This is a genomic window from Shewanella eurypsychrophilus (genome assembly GCF_007004545.3).
Classification (GTDB): Bacteria; Pseudomonadota; Gammaproteobacteria; order Enterobacterales; family Shewanellaceae; genus Shewanella; species Shewanella eurypsychrophilus.
This window is the reverse complement of record NZ_CP045503.2, coordinates 3,419,510-3,442,606: the sequence shown is the minus strand read 5'-3', so window position 1 is coordinate 3,442,606 and position 23,097 is coordinate 3,419,510. Positions and strand designations below refer to the sequence as shown.

Sequence of the window (23,097 nt, the reverse complement as noted above, 5' to 3'; positions counted from 1 at the left end):
ATAATGATTATCTTGGTGTTAAGTCACTTGAAAGCCGAAAGCATACGGATCACTGTCGTCTATGGTTATTGAGTTTTGACCTGTAATTCTGGCCCAGCCCTGAATGCTCGGCATGATCCCGCGATAGTCTCCAACGAAAGTGGATGACTCAATACGGCCAACAAACTGGCTACCTATGATGCTTTCGTGGGTGTATGTATCGCCAACATCTAATTGACCTTTGGCGTAGAGCTGAGCTAAGCGTGCACTTGTGCCTGTTCCGCAAGGGGAGCGGTCTATGGCTTTGTCACCATAGAAAACGGCATTGGCACCATCAGAGCCTTCACTAATGGTGTCGCCAGTCCATAACACATGAGAGATACCTGATACTGTAGGATCATCTGGGTGTATACAGGTTAATTGTTCATGGGCAATTTGACGGACGATTGGGCTCCAGCGAAGAATGTCGGCGGCGGTCCACTTTCTTAAGCCCGGAAAGTTGGCTTGTGGTTCGACGATGACATAATAATTGCCGCCATAGGAAACATCGATTTTAAGTGGACCTAACTCCGGAATATCCAGAACGACATCCTGATGGGCGAGGTAAGCAGGCACGTTATAGATCTTCACCCAGTCAACTTTTTCACCGGTTTGTTGATATTCGATATTGATCTGACCAGCAGGTACATCTATGGTCAACTTTCCTGGTTCTTTAGCGGCTAATAGGCCTGACTCAATGGCCGCAGTGATGGTGCCTATTGTGCCGTGTCCGCACATAGGTAGGCAGCCACTGGTTTCGATAAATAAGATCGACGCGTCGGCATTGTCGCTACAGGGGGGATACAAAAAAGCCCCCGACATCATATCGTGGCCTCTAGGTTCGAACATTAACCCTTTCCGGAGCCAATCAAATTCCTTGAGAAAGTGCTGGCGCTTCTCACTCATAGTACGACCTTTAAGATCAGGATGGCCACTGGTGACCAAACGAACTGGGTTGCCGCATGTATGAGCATCGACGCAAAAGAATGTGCCTTTTAACATCTCTACTTTACTCCGTTTCCTGCAATTTACGTCACACATATCGATATAAAGTCACTAAGCTTGAGTCTAGTCAAGCTTAGTGGCTCGCGTTTATCGATATTAATCCAGGTTGTACTTATCTAGAACGATGCGAGTATCCATTGCTTCTTTAATGACTTTTTCAACATAAGCACGTTCGTCACCAATCAATGTCATACGTGGCATACGTACATTTTCGCTACCACGGCCAGCAATTTGCTCGGCAAACTTGATGCACTGAACCAGCGTTGGAATCGTATCTAGGCGTAATAAAGGCATAAACCAGCGGTAGATCTCGCGAGCTTCTTCAATACGACCAGCACGTGCTAGCTTAAATAGGGTGACAGATTCGCGTGGGAATACGTTAGTCAGTCCTGAAATCCAACCCGTTGCACCCAATAAAAGACTTTCAAGGGCGATATCATCAACACCACAAAGGATGTTAAAGCGATCACCAAACTTGCTTTGTAATTCAGTCAGACGGCGTGTGTCAGTGGTAGACTCTTTGATGGCAACGATATTCTTCTCTTCTGCAAGAATAGCTGTCATCTCTAAATTGATGTCAACACCATAACTGACAGGGTTGTTGTAGATCATGATTGGCAGCTTTGTTGAGCGAGCAACAGTCTGGTAATGAGCAACAACCTCACGGTCAGTACCGCGATAAACCATAGCGGGTAGTAGCATTAAGCCATCTACACCTAATTTCTCAACATCTTGAGCATAAGTAGATGCCAATTCTGCAGTGTTTTCAGTACAACCAGTCAGAACCAATATACGTCCTTTGACGGTTTCTACTGTGTGCTTAATAAACTCACGCTTTTCCTGTGGACTCAGGGAAGCATTCTCACCAATAGTGCCTAAAGCGATGATACCGTCGATACCATCTCTAATGAGATCTTCGAGCATAAGCGCGTTAGATTCATAGTTGATTGAACCATCATCATTGAATTGAGTTGAGATTGCTGGGAAAACACCTTGCCAATTTACTTTCATGTCTAAGACCTCTATGCGCTAGTTTTGCTTTATATAAAAGATGTACACAACCGGAAAAACGCATCTAAACTTGTCTTGTTCCGAAAACTTATAGTATATTGTATACAATTTCCGAGGAAATAAAAGCCCCGTGGGATCTTTATTATCTTTGTTGTCGTCAAATACTATATATTGCATACAAAATATAAGAAAGGAGTAAGCCATGCACCTCAACGATCTCCCTGCCGAATTTGTAGAAAACTGTCAACGATTCGTAACAATTGACGCTCACACAGAGGGGGAGCCTCTGAGGATTATTACTTCAGGTTATCCTGAAATAAAAGGGGAGACCATCTTAGAGATGCGTCAATATGTAACTCAGCATCTAGACAGGTATCGTACTCTATTGATGCATGAGCCAAGGGGACATGCTGATATGTATGGCGCTCTGCTAACTAAGCCAGTGACTGAAGGTGCCGACTTTGGCGTACTGTTTTTACATAATGAAGGTTATAGCAGCATGTGTGGTCATGGTATTTTGGCTTTAGTTAAAGTGGCCTGCCAAACCGGTGCTATCACTTTGGAAACTGACGAGCGAGTGATAAAAATCGATGCGCCTGCAGGACTGATAACGGCTAAAGCGAGTCGAGATAGTCAAGGAAAGATCCACGCCAGTTTCCTAAATGTTGATTCATGGGCCGAATCATTAGACTGCAGTGTGTTAGTCGAAGGTTTTGGCGAAATTAAATATGATATTGGCTTTGGTGGTGCATATTATGCCTATGTGGATGCAGATGCCCATGACATTTCATGTGGTCAAGAAAACGTGGCTCAACTAATCGATATGGGCCGACGTATTAAGCTCGCTGTGATGGCATCACATCCGCTAGTACATCCTATCGAAGAAGATCTGAGTTTTCTTTATGGCACCATATTTACCTCAAAGAAGGTAACCAACCCTGAAGCCCATTCACGTCATGTGTGCATTTTTGCCGATGGTGAAGTGGATAGATCGCCAACCGGAACCGGCGTGGCTGGCCGTGTTGCACTCTTGTATGCCAAAGGTGAAGTAGAACTTGAGCAAGCCTTGATGATTGAAAGCATTGTCGATGGCAGAATGATTGTCAGTGCCACCAAAGAAAACAGCTTTTTTGGTAAAGATGCAGTGATCCCGCAAGTGTCTGGTCGCTCATATATCACTGGGCGTCATCAGTTCGTCATCGATCCCGATGATGTGTTTCAAAATGGCTTTATGTTGCGCTAATTGTCACAGCCATTAGTCATGATTCATCGCTATTACTCGTGATGAATAGATAGACATTCAGATAACCGAACATGGTAAAAGAGAGACATTATGAGTCAGAACACAGCAAGTTCAACTAACGGCACTGTGACTGTTGTAGGAGCTGGGATAGTTGGTCTAGCAACAGGTGTTGAATTGCTTCGAGCCGGGCATAAAGTTCGGATTATTGATAAAGAAGGGGTCGGCGCCGGTGCATCAAAAGGCAATGCTGGTCATTTTGCCACCGAGCAGGTTTTTCCTTTAGCCGATCCGGCAATGTTAGCTAAATTACCTGGCATGTTGCTGGATCCACTTGGACCATTTCGTATTCAACCAAGTTATTTTTTTAAAGCAGTACCTTGGTTCATGCGATTTCTCATCAATATGCTCCCAGGCAGAAGGGCGCATAATTCTCAGGCGATTAAACGATTAAACCAAAGTTCGATTGAGGCGCTGATAGAACTGACTGAGTTTTGTGATTGCTCTGAATTAATGACACTTAATGGTAGTTTGCTGGTATTTGAAGGCACTTCCATTGAAGAAGTCACTAAAGAGTGTAATCACTACTCAAATGCTGGCGTAAAAGTAAGATTACTGTCAGGCGGTGAAGTGAGGCAATTAGAGCCTAGTTTAAGTGACAGCATTAGTCATGCTTTGTATTTTACTCATGTCGGTCATACCACAGACCCTTATAAACTGTGCCAGGCGTTTGCTGATAAATTTGTTGCGTTAGGTGGAGAGATACTAACCGATGAGCTGTTGTCTATCGACAAATCAATAGTGGATGAAGCCATCGTTGCTATGCAGTTGGCTTCTGGTGAAAAAATTGTCTCTGATAAAGTATTGATAGCCTCAGGAGCCTGGTCAAAACCATTTGCAAAGCACCTAGGCCATAATGTGCCACTTGAAACTGAGCGTGGCTACCATTTGATGATGCCGCAAAAAAGCAGTCTGTCACGGCCGGTAGCTTCCTATAATCGCAAATTTATTATCACGCCTATGCTTGATGGTACTCGCCTCGCGGGCACCGTTGAGTTTGGAGGATTAAAAGCGCCCTTAGTCGAGGCTCGAGCAGATTGCTTGTTTCCTCATGGCAAAGCCTTGCTGCCTGAACTCTTTGCCGATGCTAAAGTGACTGATGGTGAGCGTTGGATGGGATTTAGACCCTCTATGCCTGATAGCCTTCCGGTTCTTGGACGCAGTAATAAGCAAAAGAATGTTTTCTTTTCGTTTGGTCATCAACACTTAGGGCTGACCTGGTCAGGCATTACGGCCAAGTTAGTCAGCCAAGAGATGTCAGGCAAGCAGACTGAAATAGATCTCAGTGATTATCGAATTGATCGGTTTAGCTAGGTTTCCGTAAATCTAGCCTCGAGAAGTCAGGTGTTTTTCAAGATCGCCTTCGAATGAAGGTTGATTACATTTTCTTTTGAGGTTGTGGCATCGTTGACACTTTGAAGCGTGTTTAAAAGTCACACCTTCATGGTTATCTAACGCCTGTCCGGTGAGGAATGTGCACGCTTGTTTTGAGAAGGTTCTTCGAGACGCGGCGAACACGTCCCTGTTGACGTTAATCGTAGACCGATGTTACTTATCCATTGGACTTACAGGGCTAAAGCGACTTCCATTAATATAGGTATATAGCTCTTTGGTTTTAAGAAACTGTGTGACCGAGTCACATTTGCACAGTCCTAATATCTGAGCCATGTTGTAACAATTGAGTTGCAAATGAATGCCTCAAAGTGTGTGCTTTGACCTGTTTGGGGACTTGACTACTTATTTACTGCTTTTCTGAGCTGCTTTCTAAATGAAGATTCATGAATAATATTAAGAACCTCTCACTCGTCGTAAGCCTTTCGGCAGACATGTCGCAGTACCAGTCATAGAAATTCAACAGTAGGTAATGTATGTATTTCAGTGGCTTTGGTTTGGCTATTTTAATACTCGAAGCTCACTTGATTTTCGGTTGCACTAATGATGTTTTTAGCCAAGAAGCACGCCGCAATAAAGATAGCGTGATAGCTTCCTGTTTATAAAGAAATCAGTCTGTCAGGATTACATAACCGGAGTGCTAACAAGGGGGGGCGATAGTAGCTTTATTGTGGATGGCATAGATAATTACTCAATAAGCCACCGGCTTTGCCGAAGGTAATTGAACTTATATCGTTATTTTGGTATATTTTATACAATAAGTTTGGCGAGATGATTTTTATACAAAAGGTAATATGATGGAAACAAATAGTACAGATTGGCGATATACCGTTATGCCGGCCGTGTTCACATGGCTAAAAGAGTCAGAATCCGGTGTCCTTGAAATTGACTTTGATGCAACACAAAAACAGGCCTCAACTGTTTTAAAAGCTCAGGGAAAGGGCGGAAGCAGAATGGGCGGACTTGTCGCTTCTGGTACTCTAGGTGAGAATAGCTACCTGAGCACAGAACAGCGCCTTTCTTTACTTAAATCCCTTTCTGAGGTTGCTAAAGAATTCAATGTCCCGTTGATCAGTGGAGCTGCAGCAGAAACTAAGGAAGAGCTTGCCAAAATCATTGAAGGACTGGCAAGGGTTGGAGTGGATACCGTCATGGTCATGCCGCCAAAAACTCAGGCGGTTCCTTCTGATGAAGAGATGTATGCGTACTATGCGCTTGCTGCAACAGCTGCAAAAGAGGCCAGCGTAACAATTATGCCTTATAACAACCCTGATGCAGCCGGATATCATGCAATTTCAACAGAGCTTCTTAGAAGACTTGCTGATCTACCTGAAGTAACGGCTCTTAAAATATCGACTACAGACGTTTCAACTATTGAAACGCTGATGTTAGAGAATAAAGATTTAAAAATCTTGGCAGGCGTTGACACTGTAACTGTACATGCAGGACTTGCTGGAGCATGCGGTGGAATTACAGGTGTAGGTACTATCTTCCCAAAAGCTAGCGTTACTATGCAGGAGCATGTTTTAAAAGGCGAATGGGCTGAGGCAAACAAAATTTCTCAGGCTATGAACTCCATATCATACCTTGATGCTCAGCCGCTGCTTATGGAATATCTTAAGTTTGCTATGGGAATTCATCATAATGATGCTGATGGAGGACTTCGTACCTTGGGTAAGAAGTTAACTCAACAGCAAATTGATGATGTTCGTGCAAGATATATTCTAGCTAAAGAAAGACTTGAAGCTCTGGATTTATTAGACTAATCCTTGCAAGTATTTAGAAACTTAAGTGTTCAAATAGAGAAGGCTCCGTTTTTGCGGAGCTTTTTGTGTCCGTCTTCGGAAATAAACAGAGCCAGCCTTAATAAGTGAGCACTAATCAACGCTTTGGTTAACCATTCTTGTCTACAAAATAATTTTATAGCTTCAAAACTGTCAATTCTCTGCATTAAATAAACCTAACGGTCCATCACTCAGTAACACTGATTTCGATCACTTCTCACTGAAATGTTATCCGGTGATCGACTTATGTTATTAATTAACCCCATAACGATAAAGCCTTTTTTTTCATGTTTTTTACGGACATTATTAACGATAGTCACTCCACGTATAGTAGGTCGCCAGCTAACGCTTTTCCAATATACCCCTTGTCAGGATAGAGCCTATCCAATGATTCAACGACCATATCTTTTACTGGTTTAGTGTCATGTACATTCGCTGGAGTTATTTTGGCAGCAACAATGCCGCCTTGATGGTGCTAAATAGTGCCACCCACATTAAATGGTATCTTTTCATGCCTCTTACTAAGCTTTAATTATGAGCTTAAGTAGGAGGTTGCTATGCCCCGTCCAAGAAGAACTCAAGTCAGCATTGAAGACACGCCTTGGTATCATTGTTGCTCGCGTGTATCTAGACGAGCCATGCTCCTCGGGGATGATAAATTCACTGGGAAAAATTACGATCATAGGCGTGGCTGGGTTGAGTCTCTGTTGCTCAAATTAGGTGGTGTGTTTGCTATCGATATTGCGGCTTACGCAGTAATGTCTAATCATCTGCATCTTGTTCTTAGTGTCGATATTTATGAGTCCAATCGTTGGACTGATAAAGAGGTCGTTGAACATTGGCATCAGATATTCAAGGGAACAGAGGTCACACAGAAATTTGCCAAGGGTGAGGTAATCGAAGGCTTTGAAGTTAATGGACTTAAGCATTCAATTGCGCTGTTTCGAAGTAGGCTGAGCGACATATCCTGGTTTATGAGAGCGTTGAATGAGCCCATAGGTCGAATGGCCAATAAAGAGGATAACTGTACTGGTCGTTTCTGGGAGGGGCGCTTTAAAAGTCAGGCTTTATTGGATGAGGCTGCAGTACTTGCCTGTATGGCCTATGTCGACCTGAATCCTATCAGGGCAAAAATGGTGGATACACCAGAGCAATCAGATCACACAAGTATTCAGCTTAGAATTAAATCTGCAATTAAAGGAGAGCAGCCTTGTGCTTTACTGCCTTTTGTCGGTAATGAGCGTCAGGATATACCTAAAGGATTAATGTTCAGTGTCAAAGATTATCTGCAACTGATTGATGAGACGGGTAGAGTCATTCGGGCTGACAAGCGTGGTACCATCTCTGTTGATGCAGAAAAGGTACTGACGAGGTTAAATATTTCCAGTGAAACCTGGATAAAACTCACCTCTGAATTTGGTCAGTTATTTCACGGTCCAGTAGGGACACTGCAAGAGCTGACAAGTTATAGTGAGCATTTAGATAAACGTCGACGACATTTTTCTCAAAACTGCCAGTACTTTCAAACCGACTAAGAGTTTATCATTTCTTATACAAATTTGGCTCATAAGCACAGAGTCAAAAAGTCGCGCCTAGATTTTATCATTTTGACCTAAACACTGCTATTTTTGGTTATTTGTGTCTAAGAACGTTCGTTCACTTGACTTGATTACCTTATGTAAACAAGCAGAATACCGTCGACTTGCTTACCAGACCTTGTATTTTATTGATTTAAGATGGGTGGCTCTAGTTACTCTGCTTGTTAACTGAGAGGCCGTCGCGTTACGGAGTTGTTTGCATTCAAGACCGTTCTGTCACATCCAGTGAACACAACATTTGTGCATCCATGCACATCACCCACGGGAGGTGATAGATATCAACGAAGTTTTGCTTACCTAGATGAATCAAACTCTAACTAAGATCTGAGAATGCAAAAAACTGTTTTAAACTAGGTGGTTAATAGGTAAAAGATAGGGCTGGCATATCTCTGCTCCATACGTCATATCTCCGGAAGTCCATGTAGGTCAGATGAAACCATCAATGGATTTACTATGGATGGCTCAGTTTATGTGCTAGTTACTGCAGAGAATGGATTGACGCTACTGAGTGTGTCAGTGACAATACTAGATGAAATTGGAGGTTGTTATGGTTCAGGGTGTCACGAGATAGGTCGTGAATGATGTTGAAACATATCAATGCTACCAGCCGAGCGAGTGATTCGGAAAGCTAGAAGCTATGTATTATTTCCGCCCTTACCAGAAATGGTAGGGGCTGAGTTGGTTTAGGGGTAGGTGTTTGTTGCCGAGCGGCGACTCGATAGATTGAGTGAGTCGTACCCCACCAACAATTAAGGGTTATAAAATGAGTTTATTTAGCTGCTTTAGCGCTACATTTCACAAGTCAAATGCTTCATATCAAGTTGGTGCTTTTTTAGAAAAAGCAAATGTGGCTTGCTCAGATAGCATCGACGTTACAAAGTGTTCAATGGATATCGTAGAATCAGGATTTAGTTTGAATAAAAATTGGCACACTGGCGTTTATTGTAAAAGATCAAATACCGAATCTTTGATTCTTTGCGGACTCATCAGTGGAGTTGATCACTATAGATATTCCCCTCATAAAGAAACTCTCATCGCTGCACTCACTATTGCAGTTAATCGTCATAACATGGGGGAGGTTGATTATAGTTGTTATGCTGGAATGGACTTTGAAATGCTCGATAGTGCAGTCGAGCTGTTAGATGCAGAAATAATCAACAAGCAGCTTAAAGAATAAAGCCTCATATCACTCAGTTATCTATTCGTTTCAAATCCGAGCTCTATCTCTAGGGCTCGGTTTTTTTATGCTTATCTCGCAAGATTTTGACTTAACCACCAACCCCGTTGCAATCAAGTTGAAGTTCAGCGAGCTTTTCTTTTGAGACATTATTTATCACACTAACCTCTGGTAAACCTGTCAAAAGAAACAAACTTAATGGATACTTCAAATTTGTTAACCTACAAGTTAAGCATGCTTATGCCTGCTGTTTTAGGGGCTTACTAGGTTTTAGCTTCAAACGTGATAGTCTCAGTCATTGTTACAAGATGATGCGGGCATAATTGCTTCGATATTATCGATTGTGCGTGGCACGCCCACTGATAGATTTTCATAGCCTGTTTGAGTCACTAGAATGTCATCTTCAATACGGATCCCCATGCCTCGGTAAGCTTCAGGGACATCTGTTGCCGACAGAGGGATATAGATCCCAGGTTCTATGGTGAATGTCATTCCTGGTTCAAGCTTACGCCAATCACCCTGATTGTTGTGGTATGGACCCACATCATGCACATCCATGCCAAGCCAGTGACCTGTTTTATGCACGGTAAAACGCTTATAACTTTCATTTTTCATGATGTCATCTATGTTGCCATTCAATAAACCAAGTTCGAGCAAACCTTTGGCCATCACTTCCATGCAGGTTTCATAGAGACAATTCCAATCGGCGCCGGGCTGTACTTTTTCAATGGCTGCATCTAAAGCGTTCAACACCAACTGATAAATCGCTTTTTGCTCTGTGGTGAATCTACCATTTACCGGATAACTACGGGTGATGTCAGATGCATAACCGTTGAGTTCTGCGCCGGCGTCGATAAGTAGTATCTGTCCATCGGCAGTTTTACAGCAATTTTCTTCATAATGTAGGCAGCAGGCATTGTTACCTGAGGCAACTATATTGGGGTATGCGACATCAGTTGCCCCATGTTTAGCAATCGTAAAGTCAAAAGTAGCAGCCAGCTCTGCCTCATTGATCCCAGGGTGGCAAGCTGTCATTACTGCTTTGTGACCATCAATAGAGGCGGCAACAGCGGCTTTGATCTGCTGTATCTCCTCACTACTCTTTACTACTCGCATTGGATGTAGTGCTTTAGAGAGGGGAGTCAGGCTGCGATGATGCTTAATAGTATCGAAGGGAGCGGTGGCTCTTTGATGGTTGAGCCAGCTAATTACATGTCCTGAAAAACGGCCAAGTTCATCGCTAATAAAAACGTGTTGATGGTGAGCCAGTTGTGAAAGGAGTATGGATTCTAATTGTGCTATATCGTAGGCTTCATCAGCATTAAAGGTTGATATGGCTCCATCGACACCTGCTCGTTCACCAAAACTGACTTCTTGAGCTTTGTCTTTCGGTCGGCAAAAGAGTGTGTACTTAAAGCCGCACTCTTTGCTGTTATCGGCGCAAAGCAGGGCGACCGAATCTGGCTCGTTAAAACCAGTGAGATAAAGAAAGTCGTTATCTTGTCTGAAATGATATTTTATATTTTTACTGCGAACCTTTTGTTGATAGCCAGCAAGAATAACAAAGCTGTCCTCTGGAAGCTGTTCAAATAGGGCTTTTCTTCTTGCTTGATATAGGCTGTGGTTCATTATCTGATCTCTTATTCGATGTTGACCTATTTGGGCTTATCTCGTTTGGTTTATATGCATTTATTCATGAAATAGTAAGATATACAAATAGCCCGGTTAAGGATTACTATATTTGTATATTTTATCCATTACAATCTTCTTGTCAGAAAACGATAACTTCGCGGTGCAATCTGAGTCAATGGATGGGATAATGTTCTGAATCAGACTTAGGAGTTAAACACGTGAGCCCAGCAGTTTTTTTAGATAGAGATGGTGTGATCAACATCGACCATGGTTATGTTCATCAAGTTGATGATTTTGAATATGTGGAAGGTGTGTTTGATGCATGTCGTGCTCTTAAAGAGATGGGGTACAAGCTTGCTGTGGTCACTAATCAATCAGGTATTGCGCGTGGTATGTATAGTGAAGATCAATTTCACAGTCTGACAGAATGGATGGATTGGAATTTTGCTGATAAAGGTGTTGAGCTTGATGGTATCTATTACTGTCCTCATCATGCAGAAAAAGGGCTTGGTGACTATAAGCAAGACTGTGACTGTCGTAAGCCTAAGCCTGGAATGATGTTAACCGCAGCCGAGTTTCTTAAAATTGACCTAAGTCGTTCAGTGATGGTGGGCGATAAGCGTGATGATATGTTGGCGGCGAAAGCTGCGGGTATCCCAACGCGTATTTTAGTTCGTACAGGTAAGTCAGTGACTGATGAAGCCATTGCCGCTGCAAGTGTGGTGCTTGATTCAATTGCCGATGTGCCAGGGTATTTAGCAAAAATTTAAAACGTGATGGCTCCATAGGGGCCTTTACTCTTTAGCTACACACCTCAATACTTCCCAGCATTCTACTCAATTTAAGCCTATTCGGTCATAGGTACAAAACGAACCTCTATACTCTTGGAATCAATCAGTAGCCGAGTACTTACTTATATAGTCACTCAGCTATTGATATTGACTAGCCATTTTGAACGTTTGGCGGCCTTAAGCTATTGGAATACTAATTTTGACTAATATGTGTCGCCAATTGTAAGGATTATCGGTGATTTTTGTTCCGTTTGCGCAAATACTCGTCACTTGGTGTCTTGGGATTAAAATTGTTGTGTAAACCCCTTGCACTGTAGATGAAACTCCCTATAATGCGCATCCACTGACACGGCATCGTAAGCCGCTAACTAAACGAAAGCTTAGGTAGCAAGGGACTTACAGCAATGTTAGTTAGTTATTTCTTTCGGGATTTAACGTAGGCGAGAAGCATTTAAAGAGGTTCAGGTTTTGATTGGTTACCACAGTAGTGGTTAACAAATAATCGCTTGGTAACCTTGTTAAAATAAACGCTTGACGCCAATAACGGAGAGTGTAGAATACGCCTCCTCAAGCCAACGACCTAGCGTCTAACGGCGATACCTGAAAAATTGGTGTCACGCTCTTTAACAATTTATCAAGTAATCTGTGTGGGCACTCACAGGTGTTGAGTTATTCGAAATTGCCTTCTGTTCTTCGGAATGTCGGCAATCAAAAATTTACTCAATGAACTACTGAGTGACCATAGCAACTTATGATTTGTTTTCTTTCGAGAGAGTAATGATTAAGAAGCAAAATATGTAAGCTTCATAAACCTTCGGGTTTGTGAAAACAGTAATTTGTTTTCACTTTTTAAAGTGGAGGCAAAAGATTCGTTGAGCCGATGTCATTTTCGAAAGGAAGTGCATCAAAAAACTTTAATTGAAGAGTTTGATCATGGCTCAGATTGAACGCTGGCGGCAGGCCTAACACATGCAAGTCGAGCGGAAACAGGAAGGTAGCTTGCTACTTTCGCTGTCGAGCGGCGGACGGGTGAGTAATGCCTAGATATCTGCCTAGTCGTGGGGGATAACAGTTGGAAACGACTGCTAATACCGCATACGCCCTACGGGGGAAAGGAGGGGACCTTCGGGCCTTTCGCGATTAGATGAGTCTAGGTGGGATTAGCTAGTAGGTGAGGTAATAGCTCACCTAGGCGACGATCCCTAGCTGTTCTGAGAGGATGATCAGCCACACTGGGACTGAGACACGGCCCAGACTCCTACGGGAGGCAGCAGTGGGGAATATTGCACAATGGGCGAAAGCCTGATGCAGCCATGCCGCGTGTGTGAAGAAGGCCTTCGGGTTGTAAAGCACTTTCAGCGAGGAGGAAAGGTTGTAGTTTAATAAACTATAGCTGTGACGTTACTCGCAGAAGAAGCACCGGCTAACTTCGTGCCAGCAGCCGCGGTAATACGAGGGGTGCAAGCGTTAATCGGAATTACTGGGCGTAAAGCGTACGCAGGCGGTTTGTTAAGCAAGATGTGAAAGCCCCGGGCTCAACCTGGGAATTGCATTTTGAACTGGCAAACTAGAGTCTTGTAGAGGGGGGTAGAATTTCAGGTGTAGCGGTGAAATGCGTAGAGATCTGAAGGAATACCGGTGGCGAAGGCGGCCCCCTGGACAAAGACTGACGCTCAGGTACGAAAGCGTGGGGAGCAAACAGGATTAGATACCCTGGTAGTCCACGCCGTAAACGATGTCTACTCGGAGTTTGGTAACTTAGTTACTGGGCTCCCAAGCTAACGCATTAAGTAGACCGCCTGGGGAGTACGGCCGCAAGGTTAAAACTCAAATGAATTGACGGGGGCCCGCACAAGCGGTGGAGCATGTGGTTTAATTCGATGCAACGCGAAGAACCTTACCTACTCTTGACATCCACAGAACTCGCTAGAGATAGCTTGGTGCCTTCGGGAACTGTGAGACAGGTGCTGCATGGCTGTCGTCAGCTCGTGTTGTGAAATGTTGGGTTAAGTCCCGCAACGAGCGCAACCCTTATCCTTATTTGCCAGCACGTAATGGTGGGAACTTTAGGGAGACTGCCGGTGATAAACCGGAGGAAGGTGGGGACGACGTCAAGTCATCATGGCCCTTACGAGTAGGGCTACACACGTGCTACAATGGTCGGTACAGAGGGTCGCAAAGCCGCGAGGTCAAGCTAATCCCACAAAGCCGGTCGTAGTCCGGATCGGAGTCTGCAACTCGACTCCGTGAAGTCGGAATCGCTAGTAATCGTAGATCAGAATGCTACGGTGAATACGTTCCCGGGCCTTGTACACACCGCCCGTCACACCATGGGAGTGGGCTGCACCAGAAGTAGATAGCTTAACCCTTCGGGGAGGGCGTTTACCACGGTGTGGTTCATGACTGGGGTGAAGTCGTAACAAGGTAGCCCTAGGGGAACCTGGGGCTGGATCACCTCCTTACCTATACGACTAACTCAATGTTTGCTGAGTGTTCACACAGATTACTTGATAGAAAGAAAGAGAATATCGAAAGGTATTTTTGAGGATTTTGATTCTTAATCAAGGCACTTGATGAGTCTCGTAGGGAATGTGCTCTAGCACATGACTGAGAAACGAAGAAAGTAACGATGAGAAAGGATTAAAAGACCAAAAAGAATGGGTCTGTAGCTCAGCTGGTTAGAGCGCACCCCTGATAAGGGTGAGGTCGGTGGTTCAAGTCCACTCTGACCCACCAAATCTTCCTTTATACTGTGTTGTAAAGTTCGTCGTTTAGCAGGCTAAACGTCCTCTCTTTACGCCTTGTCTAAAGTCGATTTGGATTCGCCAATGTTTACATTGGATACTTAATGATTTCTCGACTGCATGTAAATGGGGCTATAGCTCAGCTGGGAGAGCGCCTGCCTTGCACGCAGGAGGTCTGCGGTTCGATCCCGCATAGCTCCACCATTTACTCGATTGTTAAGAACTTAGGTTCGATACTCTCTTGTAGATAGACCATTTACTTTGCTAGTTATCAGAGAACACTCTGATTGACTAAGTAAACTTACTTTTCCAGCAGAAAGTAAGGCATGCACATGGATAGAGACGCCAAAGATAAACTAATACTTTATCTTTGGCTTTTTTAAGCCCGCTCTTTAAAAATTTGGAAAGCTGATAGTGTTAATGTGAAAGGGACTATTGTGAAAGCTGATTCGTAAGATTCGGTAATTACAGTGGTTTATAGCATTAGCGCGAAATATAAAATAATTGAGTTCTCAAACACTTAAATCAAGTGCCGAAGTGCAGCAATGTACTTCAAGAGTATTCTTTTGGCGAAAGTAAACACCATTAGTTGCGATACAGTGCATGTAGGTTTCAAACTTATGTGGGTTGTATGGTTAAGTGACTAAGCGTATACGGTGGATGCCTTGGCAGTCAGAGGCGATGAAGGACGTAGTAACTTGCGAAAAGCGTTGGCGAGCTAGTAACAAGCATTTGAGCTAACGATATCCGAATGGGGAAACCCACTCACATAAGTGAGTATCACATACTGAATACATAGGTATGTGAGGCAAACCCGGGGAACTGAAACATCTAAGTACCCGGAGGAAAAGAAATCAACCGAGATTCCCCTAGTAGCGGCGAGCGAACGGGGATTAGCCCTTAAGTCTATAGGGTGTTAGTGGAATGAGTTGGAAAGCTCAGCGGCACAGGGTGATAGCCCCGTACATGAAAACTAACTATAGATGAAAACGAGTAGGACGGGACACGTGACATCTTGTCTGAACATGGGGGGACCATCCTCCAAGGCTAAATACTCCTGACTGACCGATAGTGAACCAGTACCGTGAGGGAAAGGCGAAAAGAACCCCTGTGAGGGGAGTGAAATAGAACCTGAAACCGTATACGTACAAGCAGTGGGAGCGGTCCTTGAGACCGTGACTGCGTACCTTTTGTATAATGGGTCAGCGACTTACATTTTGTAGCAAGGTTAAGCGAATAGCGGAGCCGTAGGGAAACCGAGTGTTAACTGCGCGTTTAGTTGCAAGGTGTAGACCCGAAACCGAGTGATCTAGCCATGGGCAGGTTGAAGGTTGAGTAACATCAACTGGAGGACCGAACACACGTATGTTGAAAAATGCGGTGATGACTTGTGGCTGGGGGTGAAAGGCCAATCAAACTCGGAGATATCTGGTTCTCCTCGAAAGCTATTTAGGTAGCGCCTCGTACGAATACCATTGGGGGTAGAGCACTGTTAAGGCTAGGGGGTCATCCCGACTTACCAACCCTTTGCAAACTCCGAATACCAATGAGTACTATACGGGAGACACACGGCGGGTGCTAACGTCCGTCGTGAAAAGGGAAACAACCCAGACCATCAGCTAAGGTCCCAAAGTTATTGCTAAGTGGGAAACGATGTGGGAAGGCTTAGACAGCTAGGATGTTGGCTTAGAAGCAGCCATCATTTAAAGAAAGCGTAATAGCTCACTAGTCGAGTCGGCCTGCGCGGAAGATTTAACGGGGCTAAGCAATACACCGAAGCTATGGGTTTGCTAGTTTACTAGCAAGCGGTAGAGGAGCGTTCTGTAAGCCGTTGAAGGCGAAGGGGTAACCCACGCTGGAGGTATCAGAAGTGCGAATGCTGACATGAGTAACGATAAAGGGAGTGAAAAACTCCCTCGCCGAAAGACCAAGGTTTCCTGTCCAATGTTAATCAGGGCAGGGTAAGTCGACCCCTAAGGTGAGGCCGAAAGGCGTAATCGATGGGAAACGGGTTAATATTCCCGTACTTCTACTAACTGCGATGGAGAGACGGAGAAGGCTAGGCTAGCGCGGCGTTGGTTGTCCGCGTTTAAGGCTGTAGGCTGTTCACTTAGGCAAATCCGGGTGAACGCATTAAATTGCAAAGCTGAGAGTTGATGACGAGTCCCCAAGGGGATGAAGTAGTTGATGCCATGCTTCCAGGAAAATCTTCTAAGCTTCAGGTTAGTAGGAATCGTACCCCAAACCGACACAGGTGGTTGGGTAGAGAATACCAAGGCGCTTGAGAGAACTCGGCTGAAGGAACTAGGCAAAATGGTACCGTAACTTCGGGAGAAGGTACGCTGCCGGCGGTGATGGGACTTGCTCCTTAAGCTGCTGGCAGTCGCAGATACCAGGTGGCTGCAACTGTTTATCAAAAACACAGTACTGTGCAAACTCGCAAGAGGAAGTATACGGTATGACGCCTGCCCGGTGCCGGAAGGTTAATTGATTGGGTTATCTTCGGAGAAGCTCATGATCGAAGCCCCGGTAAACGGCGGCCGTAACTATAACGGTCCTAAGGTAGCGAAATTCCTTGTCGGGTAAGTTCCGACCTGCACGAATGGCGTAATGACGGCCACGCTGTCTCCAGCCGAGACTCAGTGAAGTTGAAATTGCGGTGAAGATGCCGTATACCCGCGGCTAGACGGAAAGACCCCGTGCACCTTTACTATAGCTTGGCACTGAACATTGAACCTACATGTGTAGGATAGGTGGGAGACTTTGAAGCAGAGACGCTAGTTTTTGTGGAGTCAACCTTGAAATACCACCCTTGTAGTTTTGATGTTCTAACTCTGGCCCCTGAATCGGGGTTGAGGACAGTGCCTGGTGGGTAGTTTGACTGGGGCGGTCTCCTCCCAAAGAGTAACGGAGGAGCACGAAGGTTGGCTAAGTACGGTCGGACATCGTACGGTTAGTGCAATGGCATAAGCCAGCTTAACTGCGAGACATACACGTCGAGCAGGTACGAAAGTAGGTCATAGTGATCCGGTGGTTCTGAATGGAAGGGCCATCGCTCAACGGATAAAAGGTACGCCGGGGATAACAGGCTGATACCGCCCAAGAGTTCATATCGACGGCGGTGTTTGGCACCTCGATGTCGGCTCATCACATCCTGGGGCTGAAGTCGGTCCCAAGGGTATGGCTGTTCGCCATTTAAAGTGGTACGCGAGCTGGGTTCAGAACGTCGTGAGACAGTTCGGTCCCTATCTGCCGTGGGCGTTGGATGATTGAAGGAAGCTGCTCCTAGTACGAGAGGACCGGAGTGGACGAACCGCTGGTGTTCGGGTTGTTATGCCAATAGCATTGCCCGGTAGCTACGTTCGGAATCGATAACCGCTGAAAGCATCTAAGCGGGAAGCGAGTCCTAAGATGAGTCATCCCTAGGAATTTAATTCCTCTAAAGAGCCGTTCGAGACTAGGACGTTGATAGGCAGGGTGTGTAAGCGTTGTGAGGCGTTGAGCTAACCTGTACTAATGACTCGTGAGGCTTAACCATACAACCCAGATGGGTTTGTGTAGTTAGTGTGTGTGTTACTTCATAAGCACAAAAGAATACGTATTTGATTTAAGTTAGACCAATTATTTTTGCGATTTAGACGCGTTAATGCATCTGAATAGCCAGCTTTCGAAATTTTACCAAATTAGTCTGGAAACCATAGCATTGTGGCCCCACCTGATCCCATCCCGAACTCAGAAGTGAAACGCAATTGCGCCGATGGTAGTGTGGGGTCTCCCCATGTGAGAGTAGGTCATTTCCAGGCGCCTAATAACGAATAAGCCCATTGCTAACGCAATGGGCTTTTTTCGTTTTTAGCCTGGAAAGATGACCACTCGAGCATGGGGAAATAGAAAGTCCGAACGCAGTGAGATTCATTTCATGTGATAGTAGGGCGAATATCGCAATAGCGATGTGCTTATGAGCGCGAAGCTTTAGCATAGCTGGCCATGACAGGCGCCTTTGTTAAGGTTTTAAAAGCTCCTGCTTCGAAGCTATTCCGCCGCTGAGCGGTCAGCCCCCTCAGTTCGACGACTACGTCGCCTCTCGCTACAAAGCAGCTGAATGCTTCGCATCCAAAGCGCGACTTCTCCGCCCCCATGTGTTCGGCCTTCGGCAAGTATCATGTCCATTCAAAGCTATGCCATTGGAAGGTGCCTTTGTTAAGGTTTTCAAAGCTCCTGCTTCGAAGCCATTCCGCCGCTGACCTTGGTCAGAAATTGCATCCATGCATTTCTGACATTCACCACATCCATGTGGCTTGCTCCCCAGTTCAGCGACTGCGTCGCTTCTCGCTACAAAACAGTTGAATGCTGCGCATCCAAAGCACTGATTTTTCGCCCTCATGTGTCCACTTCGTGGATCGAGTCGGTCATTTCCAGGCGCCTAATACACGAAAAAAGCCCTAGCAGAAAACGCTAGGGCTTTTTTCGTGTATACGTTCCGAGAAGGAGTTGCTAGATAGATAAAAGTGGCTTAGGTACTGCTAGACCTAAACCCAAAAAGATGTTTAATCTTCTATTTTTTGTTTGAAAGCTTTACGAGTCTCTTCATCAGCTTGGCTATACCAAAAATCAAGCATTTGACCGACATTTATCTGTTCTTTACTTGTGTCTGTTATAGATGGAGTCACTGCTTTTGTTGAGTTTGAAGCCTCAATACTTACAGCTGTCACTGAAATTGCGGGTACCAAGTTAGATGTCGGTTCTTGTGTTTGTGTCGTAAGCCTTGTCAGCGCTGCAGGAGATGAATCAGCGTTATAGACTGCTATCTCTTCATCGTAATCTCTGCCTAGTTGTATTCCCTCTTTTAGAAGCAGGTCACTGGTGTATTTAACATCTACACCCGCATCATCGATAAGGGTCAACTCTGCAAATTTATTAAAGCTGTCAGCATCACTATCAGATCTGAGTCTAGGCAGAATTAGTTCATATGCTGAATCTTGTCCATTGAAGGTCAGAATGACAGCTTCAGATGTGAAACGTCTCTGTTGACCTTGTTGCCTGAAGCTAGTGTTGTACTTAAAGAGGATTTGGTTGCTGCCATTTGGTAGCTCGAGCGTTGAAGCTGATTCTGATAATTGCCCATTCACGACCAAAATATCTACTGACTTAGGCAGTGAAACAGTGATTTGTGCATATGCTGGTACAGACAGCATCGCGAGTATTAAGCTTGTGAGAGGTCGTTTAAATTTCATCTTCTATCCTAGCGTGTATATAAGGGATTAATCGCCGTAACGAGACCACTAGAATATCTGGTCTTCAATGAATTCACTAGTTTTGACTTTTTTAGATTGATTCTGAGCCATATTTTAACCGCTCAGATAAAAGGTTAGATATTAATATCAGTTTTAGTTCAATTTAGACGTTATAATTCGCTTTTCATGATTTCGTTGGAGCTTCTTTTGTTTACTAAAATCCTGGTTACCTTCTTTGTTATTATTGCTGCAATGTTGTTTTTACGAAAAAAACCGAGTGATTCAAGGGGGAAAAGACCCTCTAATACAACGGCTAATGTTGGTAAGCAGATAATATTACGCTATGTCATTTTTGGGCTAATTGCTGTGTCATTGTTTGCGAGTACAGGTTATTGGTATTGGAACTGGCAAGATGGTAATCAAGTTGTTCGTGTGACGATCGTGTCTCCATTAGAAGACAAATCTGATGTTTACCATGTTAGGAAGAAAGATATTTCTAATAATCAGATCACAACGGTAGAAGGCATCAATATCCGGTTATCTAATCAAGAGCGGGTGATCATCGCCGCAGCAAAATAGTCTGCTCATACTGATATTCTTTAGTTTACTGCTGTTTAATCATAGTGATTCAGGTAGAATATCCCAGATTTTTCTCTTCGCTTAGGTCATTCAATTTTCGCTTAAGTGTTTTTCAGGAGGTTCAATGATAACTGCATATGTCTACGAGAATCGTAATCTGTCGATTACTGAATTAAACATACAAGATACTGTACCTCAAGGCACCCTCTGGTTAGATCTATTTAAACCTAGCGATGAAGAACGCGATTGGTTGAGTGGCTACTCTGTCGAGGAAGTCCCCGAAGAAGAAGATATCAATGAAATAGAAGCCTCTGCGCGCTTCTATCAAAATAGCGACGGCTTACATATTAACTCTTTGTTTCCACAAAGGGCGGGACAAGATGTTAAAGGGGTCAACGTCTCTTTCAACATACGAAAAGATTTTTTGCTCACGATTCGAGAAGATGACGTCGGTTTGATCCGCTTACTGCGAAATTACCTTCGCCTTGGCCGGATCACTGCGGATACACCTCAAACCCTGTTACTCGAATTATTTAATCTCAAGGTTGATTATCTTTCCGACCTTATCGAAGACGTGTACTCCGTTGTCGATGGCATAAGCGGGCAAGTGTTTGAAAATAATGAACTTGATGAGGTTTTCAAGCTGATCACCTTGCAAGAAGATTCAAATGGAAAAATCCGCCTGAGTCTCCTAGATACCCAGCGATCATTGCGATATATGCAAAGGTATTATCGTGGGCAGCTCACAGAAGAAAGTTTGAAAGATCTGCGAGAAATGCTGCTCGATATTGAATCATTAATGCCACATAGCCAGTTTATTTTCGATAAGTTAAACTTTTTACTTGATGCTGCGATGGGATTCAGTGGTTTACAGCAAAACAAAATTATTAAAATTTTCTCTGTTGCAGCGGTTATATTTCTGCCACCGACTGTGATTGCGAGTGCCTATGGTATGAACTTTGTGAATATGCCCGAATTAGAATGGCAATTTGGTTATCCTATGGCTATTTTAATGATGTTAGGCAGTGCAGGCGGTACCTATGCCTTTTTCAAAGGCAAAGGTTGGTTATAATTTTTTCAGTGGCATGAGTTTGCAAGGTAAGTCGAGTATCTTTGCGTTCTGTTGTCGGAATTCAGCTGGATTATTAATAATAGAGTTTAATGCCAAAAATTTATCGTTCATTATCCTAATGGCTAAATAGCACCTGTGATAGGGGTTGGAGCAACGCGATAACTGTTGCTCCAAGTGGTATTGCATTGAAATTAGTTGTTTTTTATTGGCTTCTGGGCAGCAATCGATCGCTTCTTTACAAAGTGTTTTTTGTAGTGTTTCTAATTCATCTGGCTCATTTTCTGCTAGCCATCTTAATGTGTCGAAGTTCGGTAATTCAGTCATAGCCTCTTCCCCCAGAAGATAGCGTTACTTTCAAATTAGCTAATAGTTTGCTATTCAGCAAGGAAACAGCAAAATATTTGGGGGAGCGGTAGGCGTTTAGTGATAAGAACTATGGACTATCGGAACCAATGTAATAGCTGACACGTTCCCTTGGATTTAAATATTTAAAGATTTTCTCGGGTAACGCCATCGGTTGTATACAGCGCACGATGCTCAGACCTTCGACTTCAAGATCTACAATTGGAGCCTGATCCTTAGGAACCATCGCATCGTAAACAAGTATTCTAGGAAATAATATTTTCTCTAAGTTTACTGACATCACCATGGCAAATTGTCCTGAGGATAATTCTACAATACTGCCTGGTGGGTAAATACCTAGCATTTTAATCATCTTCCCGGTAACTTCTTGGTTCAATTGCGTTTTAAAGTTTTTATAGATGTGGCCCAGTGCTGAATATGGGGTACGTGCCTTCGTTTGTGCGTTTGGGTGACACAGAGAGTCATATAAGTTAACCACGGCAACGAGTTGACACAACTTGTCGAGTTTATTCTCTTTAAGTCCCCTAGGGTAGCCTGAGCCGTCAAGATATTCATGATGATTCAGGACTATTGGCATGGCGCCGGTAGGAAAGTTTTCAGCGAGTTTCAATAAGTCGGCACCCATGACCGGGTGTTGCTTCATAAAGTTAACTTCAGGTGGCGTTAAAGCCGTCTTTTTTCTGAGCAACTGTGGTGGGATTTTCAATTTACCGGTATCGTGAAATAGTGAACCCATGCCCACCAATTCTATGTCGGCTCTATCCCAGCCCAGCTCTTTTGCCATTAACATCGAGAGTACGGCGACATTGAGAGAGTGATAATAAATTGATTCGTCGTCTTTGGCTTCGCCCATAAGGTGGAGGACTAAGTTATCTGAGTTGAGTAATTTTTCACTCATGTCATTAATTAATTCTTTCGCATCATCTATGGCATTTAGCGGACGATTGCGTAATTTAGGTACCAAGTTACGCATTTTTGCGATGGAACGGTCAAAATCTTGCTCGGTTTTTTGAAGGTCTCTGCGCATCCGTTTGAGTTTTTCAATACGCTCATTCTTAGTTTTTTGCATTTCGATAGTGAGTGCATCGAGATCTTCTTTCTGAGGTTGCACCACTTTATTTTTGGCGACCTCTTCGGTCAAGGGAGGGGTATCACTGCGCTCGAGATCGACGAACACAAAGTCGATAGCTAACTTTTTAATGAGCTCGATTTGAGCCTGTTGCTTGAGTCTGAAACTACTGAATAAGAAAGGGTGATCCTTCCAAGAGACGGGTAAACGGATGAAATTACCGACTTGTAATTGATTGACTGCAACTTTACGGCTTTTCTTCATATTCTTCTTATCAGTATCCCCACCTTTGTAGGGTAATTATTCCAGAACTTGCTTGATTGTTATA

At 44.0% G+C, this 23,097-nt stretch carries 16 protein-coding genes, 2 tRNA genes, 3 rRNA genes and 1 pseudogene; 14 read left to right on the top strand and 8 right to left on the bottom strand.

Translation table 11 applies throughout. The annotated features are described in order from the left end of the window. Positions 1-18: 18 nt before the first annotated feature. Together FM038_RS14615 and FM038_RS14610 are read right to left on the bottom strand one after the other, a co-directional pair. Positions 19-1,020 carry a 4-hydroxyproline epimerase gene (locus FM038_RS14615; protein WP_142874112.1) on the bottom strand — a complete coding sequence of 334 codons (1,002 nt, stop codon included), beginning with the start codon at positions 1,018-1,020 and terminating at the stop codon, positions 19-21. Positions 1,021-1,119: 99 nt separating this feature from the next. Next, on the bottom strand, positions 1,120-2,034 hold the full coding sequence (locus tag FM038_RS14610; protein WP_142874111.1) for a dihydrodipicolinate synthase family protein: 915 nt from the start codon (positions 2,032-2,034) through the stop codon (positions 1,120-1,122). A 202-nt stretch (positions 2,035-2,236) separates the two neighbouring features. On the opposite strand from FM038_RS14610, the gene FM038_RS14605 reads away from it, so the two are divergent. Continuing rightward, the gene (locus FM038_RS14605) at positions 2,237-3,277 is read left to right on the top strand and encodes a proline racemase family protein (protein WP_142874110.1); all 1,041 of its coding nucleotides are present in this window, start codon (positions 2,237-2,239) and stop codon (positions 3,275-3,277) included. A 90-nt stretch (positions 3,278-3,367) separates the two neighbouring features. After that, a complete protein-coding gene (locus FM038_RS14600) occupies positions 3,368-4,648 on the top strand; it encodes an NAD(P)/FAD-dependent oxidoreductase (protein WP_142874109.1) in 1,281 nt (426 codons plus the stop codon). Between the two features lie 322 nt (positions 4,649-4,970). Here FM038_RS14600 and FM038_RS14595 read toward each other — a convergent pair whose 3' ends face one another. Then, positions 4,971-5,036: a hypothetical protein gene (locus FM038_RS14595; RefSeq protein WP_272877528.1), complete on the bottom strand. Its 66-nt coding sequence runs from the start codon at positions 5,034-5,036 to the stop codon at positions 4,971-4,973. Between the two features lie 487 nt (positions 5,037-5,523). Here FM038_RS14595 and FM038_RS14590 point away from each other — a divergent pair, with 487 nt between their 5' ends. Continuing rightward, positions 5,524-6,492 carry a dihydrodipicolinate synthase family protein gene (locus tag FM038_RS14590; protein ID WP_142874783.1) on the top strand — a complete coding sequence of 323 codons (969 nt, stop codon included), beginning with the start codon at positions 5,524-5,526 and terminating at the stop codon, positions 6,490-6,492. Between the two features lie 280 nt (positions 6,493-6,772). On the opposite strand, the pseudogene FM038_RS14585 reads toward FM038_RS14590, so the two are convergent. Further along, positions 6,773-6,985 (bottom strand): annotated as a pseudogene (locus FM038_RS14585) (transposase); the annotation flags it as partial. 82 nt (positions 6,986-7,067) lie between these two features. On the opposite strand from FM038_RS14585, the gene FM038_RS14580 reads away from it, so the two are divergent. The 3 genes from FM038_RS14580 (at position 7,068) to FM038_RS14575 (ending at position 9,285) form a co-directional block, all read left to right on the top strand. Then, positions 7,068-8,045: a transposase gene (locus FM038_RS14580; protein WP_142874108.1), complete on the top strand. Its 978-nt coding sequence runs from the start codon at positions 7,068-7,070 to the stop codon at positions 8,043-8,045. A 516-nt stretch (positions 8,046-8,561) separates the two neighbouring features. Beyond that, positions 8,562-8,690: a hypothetical protein gene (locus FM038_RS25315; protein ID WP_272877517.1), complete on the top strand. Its 129-nt coding sequence runs from the start codon at positions 8,562-8,564 to the stop codon at positions 8,688-8,690. A gap of 181 nt (positions 8,691-8,871) precedes the next feature. Further along, positions 8,872-9,285: a hypothetical protein gene (locus FM038_RS14575; protein WP_142874107.1), complete on the top strand. Its 414-nt coding sequence runs from the start codon at positions 8,872-8,874 to the stop codon at positions 9,283-9,285. Between the two features lie 291 nt (positions 9,286-9,576). On the opposite strand, the gene FM038_RS14570 is transcribed toward FM038_RS14575, so the two are convergent. Next, on the bottom strand, positions 9,577-10,914 hold the full coding sequence (locus FM038_RS14570; RefSeq protein ID WP_142874106.1) for an aminopeptidase P N-terminal domain-containing protein: 1,338 nt from the start codon (positions 10,912-10,914) through the stop codon (positions 9,577-9,579). Between the two features lie 221 nt (positions 10,915-11,135). Between FM038_RS14570 and gmhB the strand changes: the two genes are divergently transcribed. The 6 genes from gmhB (at position 11,136) to rrf (ending at position 18,255) form a co-directional block, all read left to right on the top strand. Next, positions 11,136-11,687 carry a D-glycero-beta-D-manno-heptose 1,7-bisphosphate 7-phosphatase gene (gene gmhB, locus FM038_RS14565; protein ID WP_142874105.1) on the top strand — a complete coding sequence of 184 codons (552 nt, stop codon included), beginning with the start codon at positions 11,136-11,138 and terminating at the stop codon, positions 11,685-11,687. Positions 11,688-12,623: 936 nt separating this feature from the next. Continuing rightward, positions 12,624-14,170: ribosomal RNA gene (locus tag FM038_RS14560) — 16S ribosomal RNA — on the top strand. 197 nt (positions 14,171-14,367) lie between these two features. Beyond that, a tRNA-Ile gene (locus tag FM038_RS14555) sits at positions 14,368-14,444 on the top strand. 136 nt (positions 14,445-14,580) lie between these two features. After that, positions 14,581-14,656, top strand: a tRNA-Ala gene (locus FM038_RS14550). A 429-nt stretch (positions 14,657-15,085) separates the two neighbouring features. Continuing rightward, positions 15,086-17,990, top strand: a 23S ribosomal RNA gene (locus FM038_RS14545). 149 nt (positions 17,991-18,139) lie between these two features. Beyond that, positions 18,140-18,255: ribosomal RNA gene (gene rrf / locus FM038_RS14540) — 5S ribosomal RNA — on the top strand. Together the 16S, 23S and 5S rRNA genes with 2 tRNA genes alongside form the textbook arrangement of a ribosomal RNA operon. Before the next feature lie 744 nt (positions 18,256-18,999). Here the strand turns inward: rrf and FM038_RS14535 are convergent. Beyond that, the gene (locus FM038_RS14535; protein ID WP_185965840.1) at positions 19,000-19,686 is read right to left on the bottom strand and encodes a YccT family protein; all 687 of its coding nucleotides are present in this window, start codon (positions 19,684-19,686) and stop codon (positions 19,000-19,002) included. 207 nt (positions 19,687-19,893) lie between these two features. Between FM038_RS14535 and FM038_RS14530 the strand changes: the two genes are divergently transcribed. After that, positions 19,894-20,265 carry a hypothetical protein gene (locus FM038_RS14530; protein WP_142874098.1) on the top strand — a complete coding sequence of 124 codons (372 nt, stop codon included), beginning with the start codon at positions 19,894-19,896 and terminating at the stop codon, positions 20,263-20,265. Between the two features lie 124 nt (positions 20,266-20,389). After that, positions 20,390-21,337, top strand: a complete 948-nt coding sequence (gene corA / locus FM038_RS14525; protein WP_142874097.1) for a magnesium/cobalt transporter CorA — start codon at positions 20,390-20,392, stop codon at positions 21,335-21,337. Here the strand turns inward: corA and FM038_RS14520 are convergent. Together FM038_RS14520 and FM038_RS14515 are read right to left on the bottom strand one after the other, a co-directional pair. Then, a complete protein-coding gene (locus FM038_RS14520; RefSeq protein ID WP_142874096.1) occupies positions 21,332-21,661 on the bottom strand; it encodes a DUF3135 domain-containing protein in 330 nt (109 codons plus the stop codon). The genes corA and FM038_RS14520 overlap by 6 nt on opposite strands. A 109-nt stretch (positions 21,662-21,770) precedes the next feature. Continuing rightward, positions 21,771-23,033, bottom strand: a complete 1,263-nt coding sequence (locus FM038_RS14515; protein WP_142874095.1) for a cyclic di-GMP phosphodiesterase — start codon at positions 23,031-23,033, stop codon at positions 21,771-21,773. Positions 23,034-23,097: the final 64 nt, after the last annotated feature.

Excerpts from the sequence above, each read along its gene's own strand:
- FM038_RS14515 (WP_142874095.1), bottom strand. The coding sequence starts at position 23,033 with ATGAAGAAAAGCCGTAAAGTTGCAGTCAATCAATTACAAGTCGGTAAT.
- FM038_RS14580 (WP_142874108.1), top strand. The coding sequence starts at position 7,068 with ATGCCCCGTCCAAGAAGAACTCAAGTCAGCATTGAAGACACGCCTTGG.
- FM038_RS14600 (WP_142874109.1), top strand. The coding sequence starts at position 3,368 with ATGAGTCAGAACACAGCAAGTTCAACTAACGGCACTGTGACTGTTGTA.
- FM038_RS14570 (WP_142874106.1), bottom strand. The coding sequence starts at position 10,914 with ATGAACCACAGCCTATATCAAGCAAGAAGAAAAGCCCTATTTGAACAG.
- FM038_RS14535 (WP_185965840.1), bottom strand. The coding sequence starts at position 19,686 with ATGAAATTTAAACGACCTCTCACAAGCTTAATACTCGCGATGCTGTCT.
- FM038_RS14590 (WP_142874783.1), top strand. The coding sequence starts at position 5,524 with ATGGAAACAAATAGTACAGATTGGCGATATACCGTTATGCCGGCCGTG.
- FM038_RS14615 (WP_142874112.1), bottom strand. The coding sequence starts at position 1,020 with ATGTTAAAAGGCACATTCTTTTGCGTCGATGCTCATACATGCGGCAAC.
- FM038_RS14520 (WP_142874096.1), bottom strand. The coding sequence starts at position 21,661 with ATGACTGAATTACCGAACTTCGACACATTAAGATGGCTAGCAGAAAAT.
- FM038_RS25315 (WP_272877517.1), top strand. The coding sequence starts at position 8,562 with ATGGATGGCTCAGTTTATGTGCTAGTTACTGCAGAGAATGGATTGACG.
- FM038_RS14605 (WP_142874110.1), top strand. The coding sequence starts at position 2,237 with ATGCACCTCAACGATCTCCCTGCCGAATTTGTAGAAAACTGTCAACGA.
- FM038_RS14610 (WP_142874111.1), bottom strand. The coding sequence starts at position 2,034 with ATGAAAGTAAATTGGCAAGGTGTTTTCCCAGCAATCTCAACTCAATTC.
- corA (WP_142874097.1), top strand. The coding sequence starts at position 20,390 with ATGATAACTGCATATGTCTACGAGAATCGTAATCTGTCGATTACTGAA.
- FM038_RS14575 (WP_142874107.1), top strand. The coding sequence starts at position 8,872 with ATGAGTTTATTTAGCTGCTTTAGCGCTACATTTCACAAGTCAAATGCT.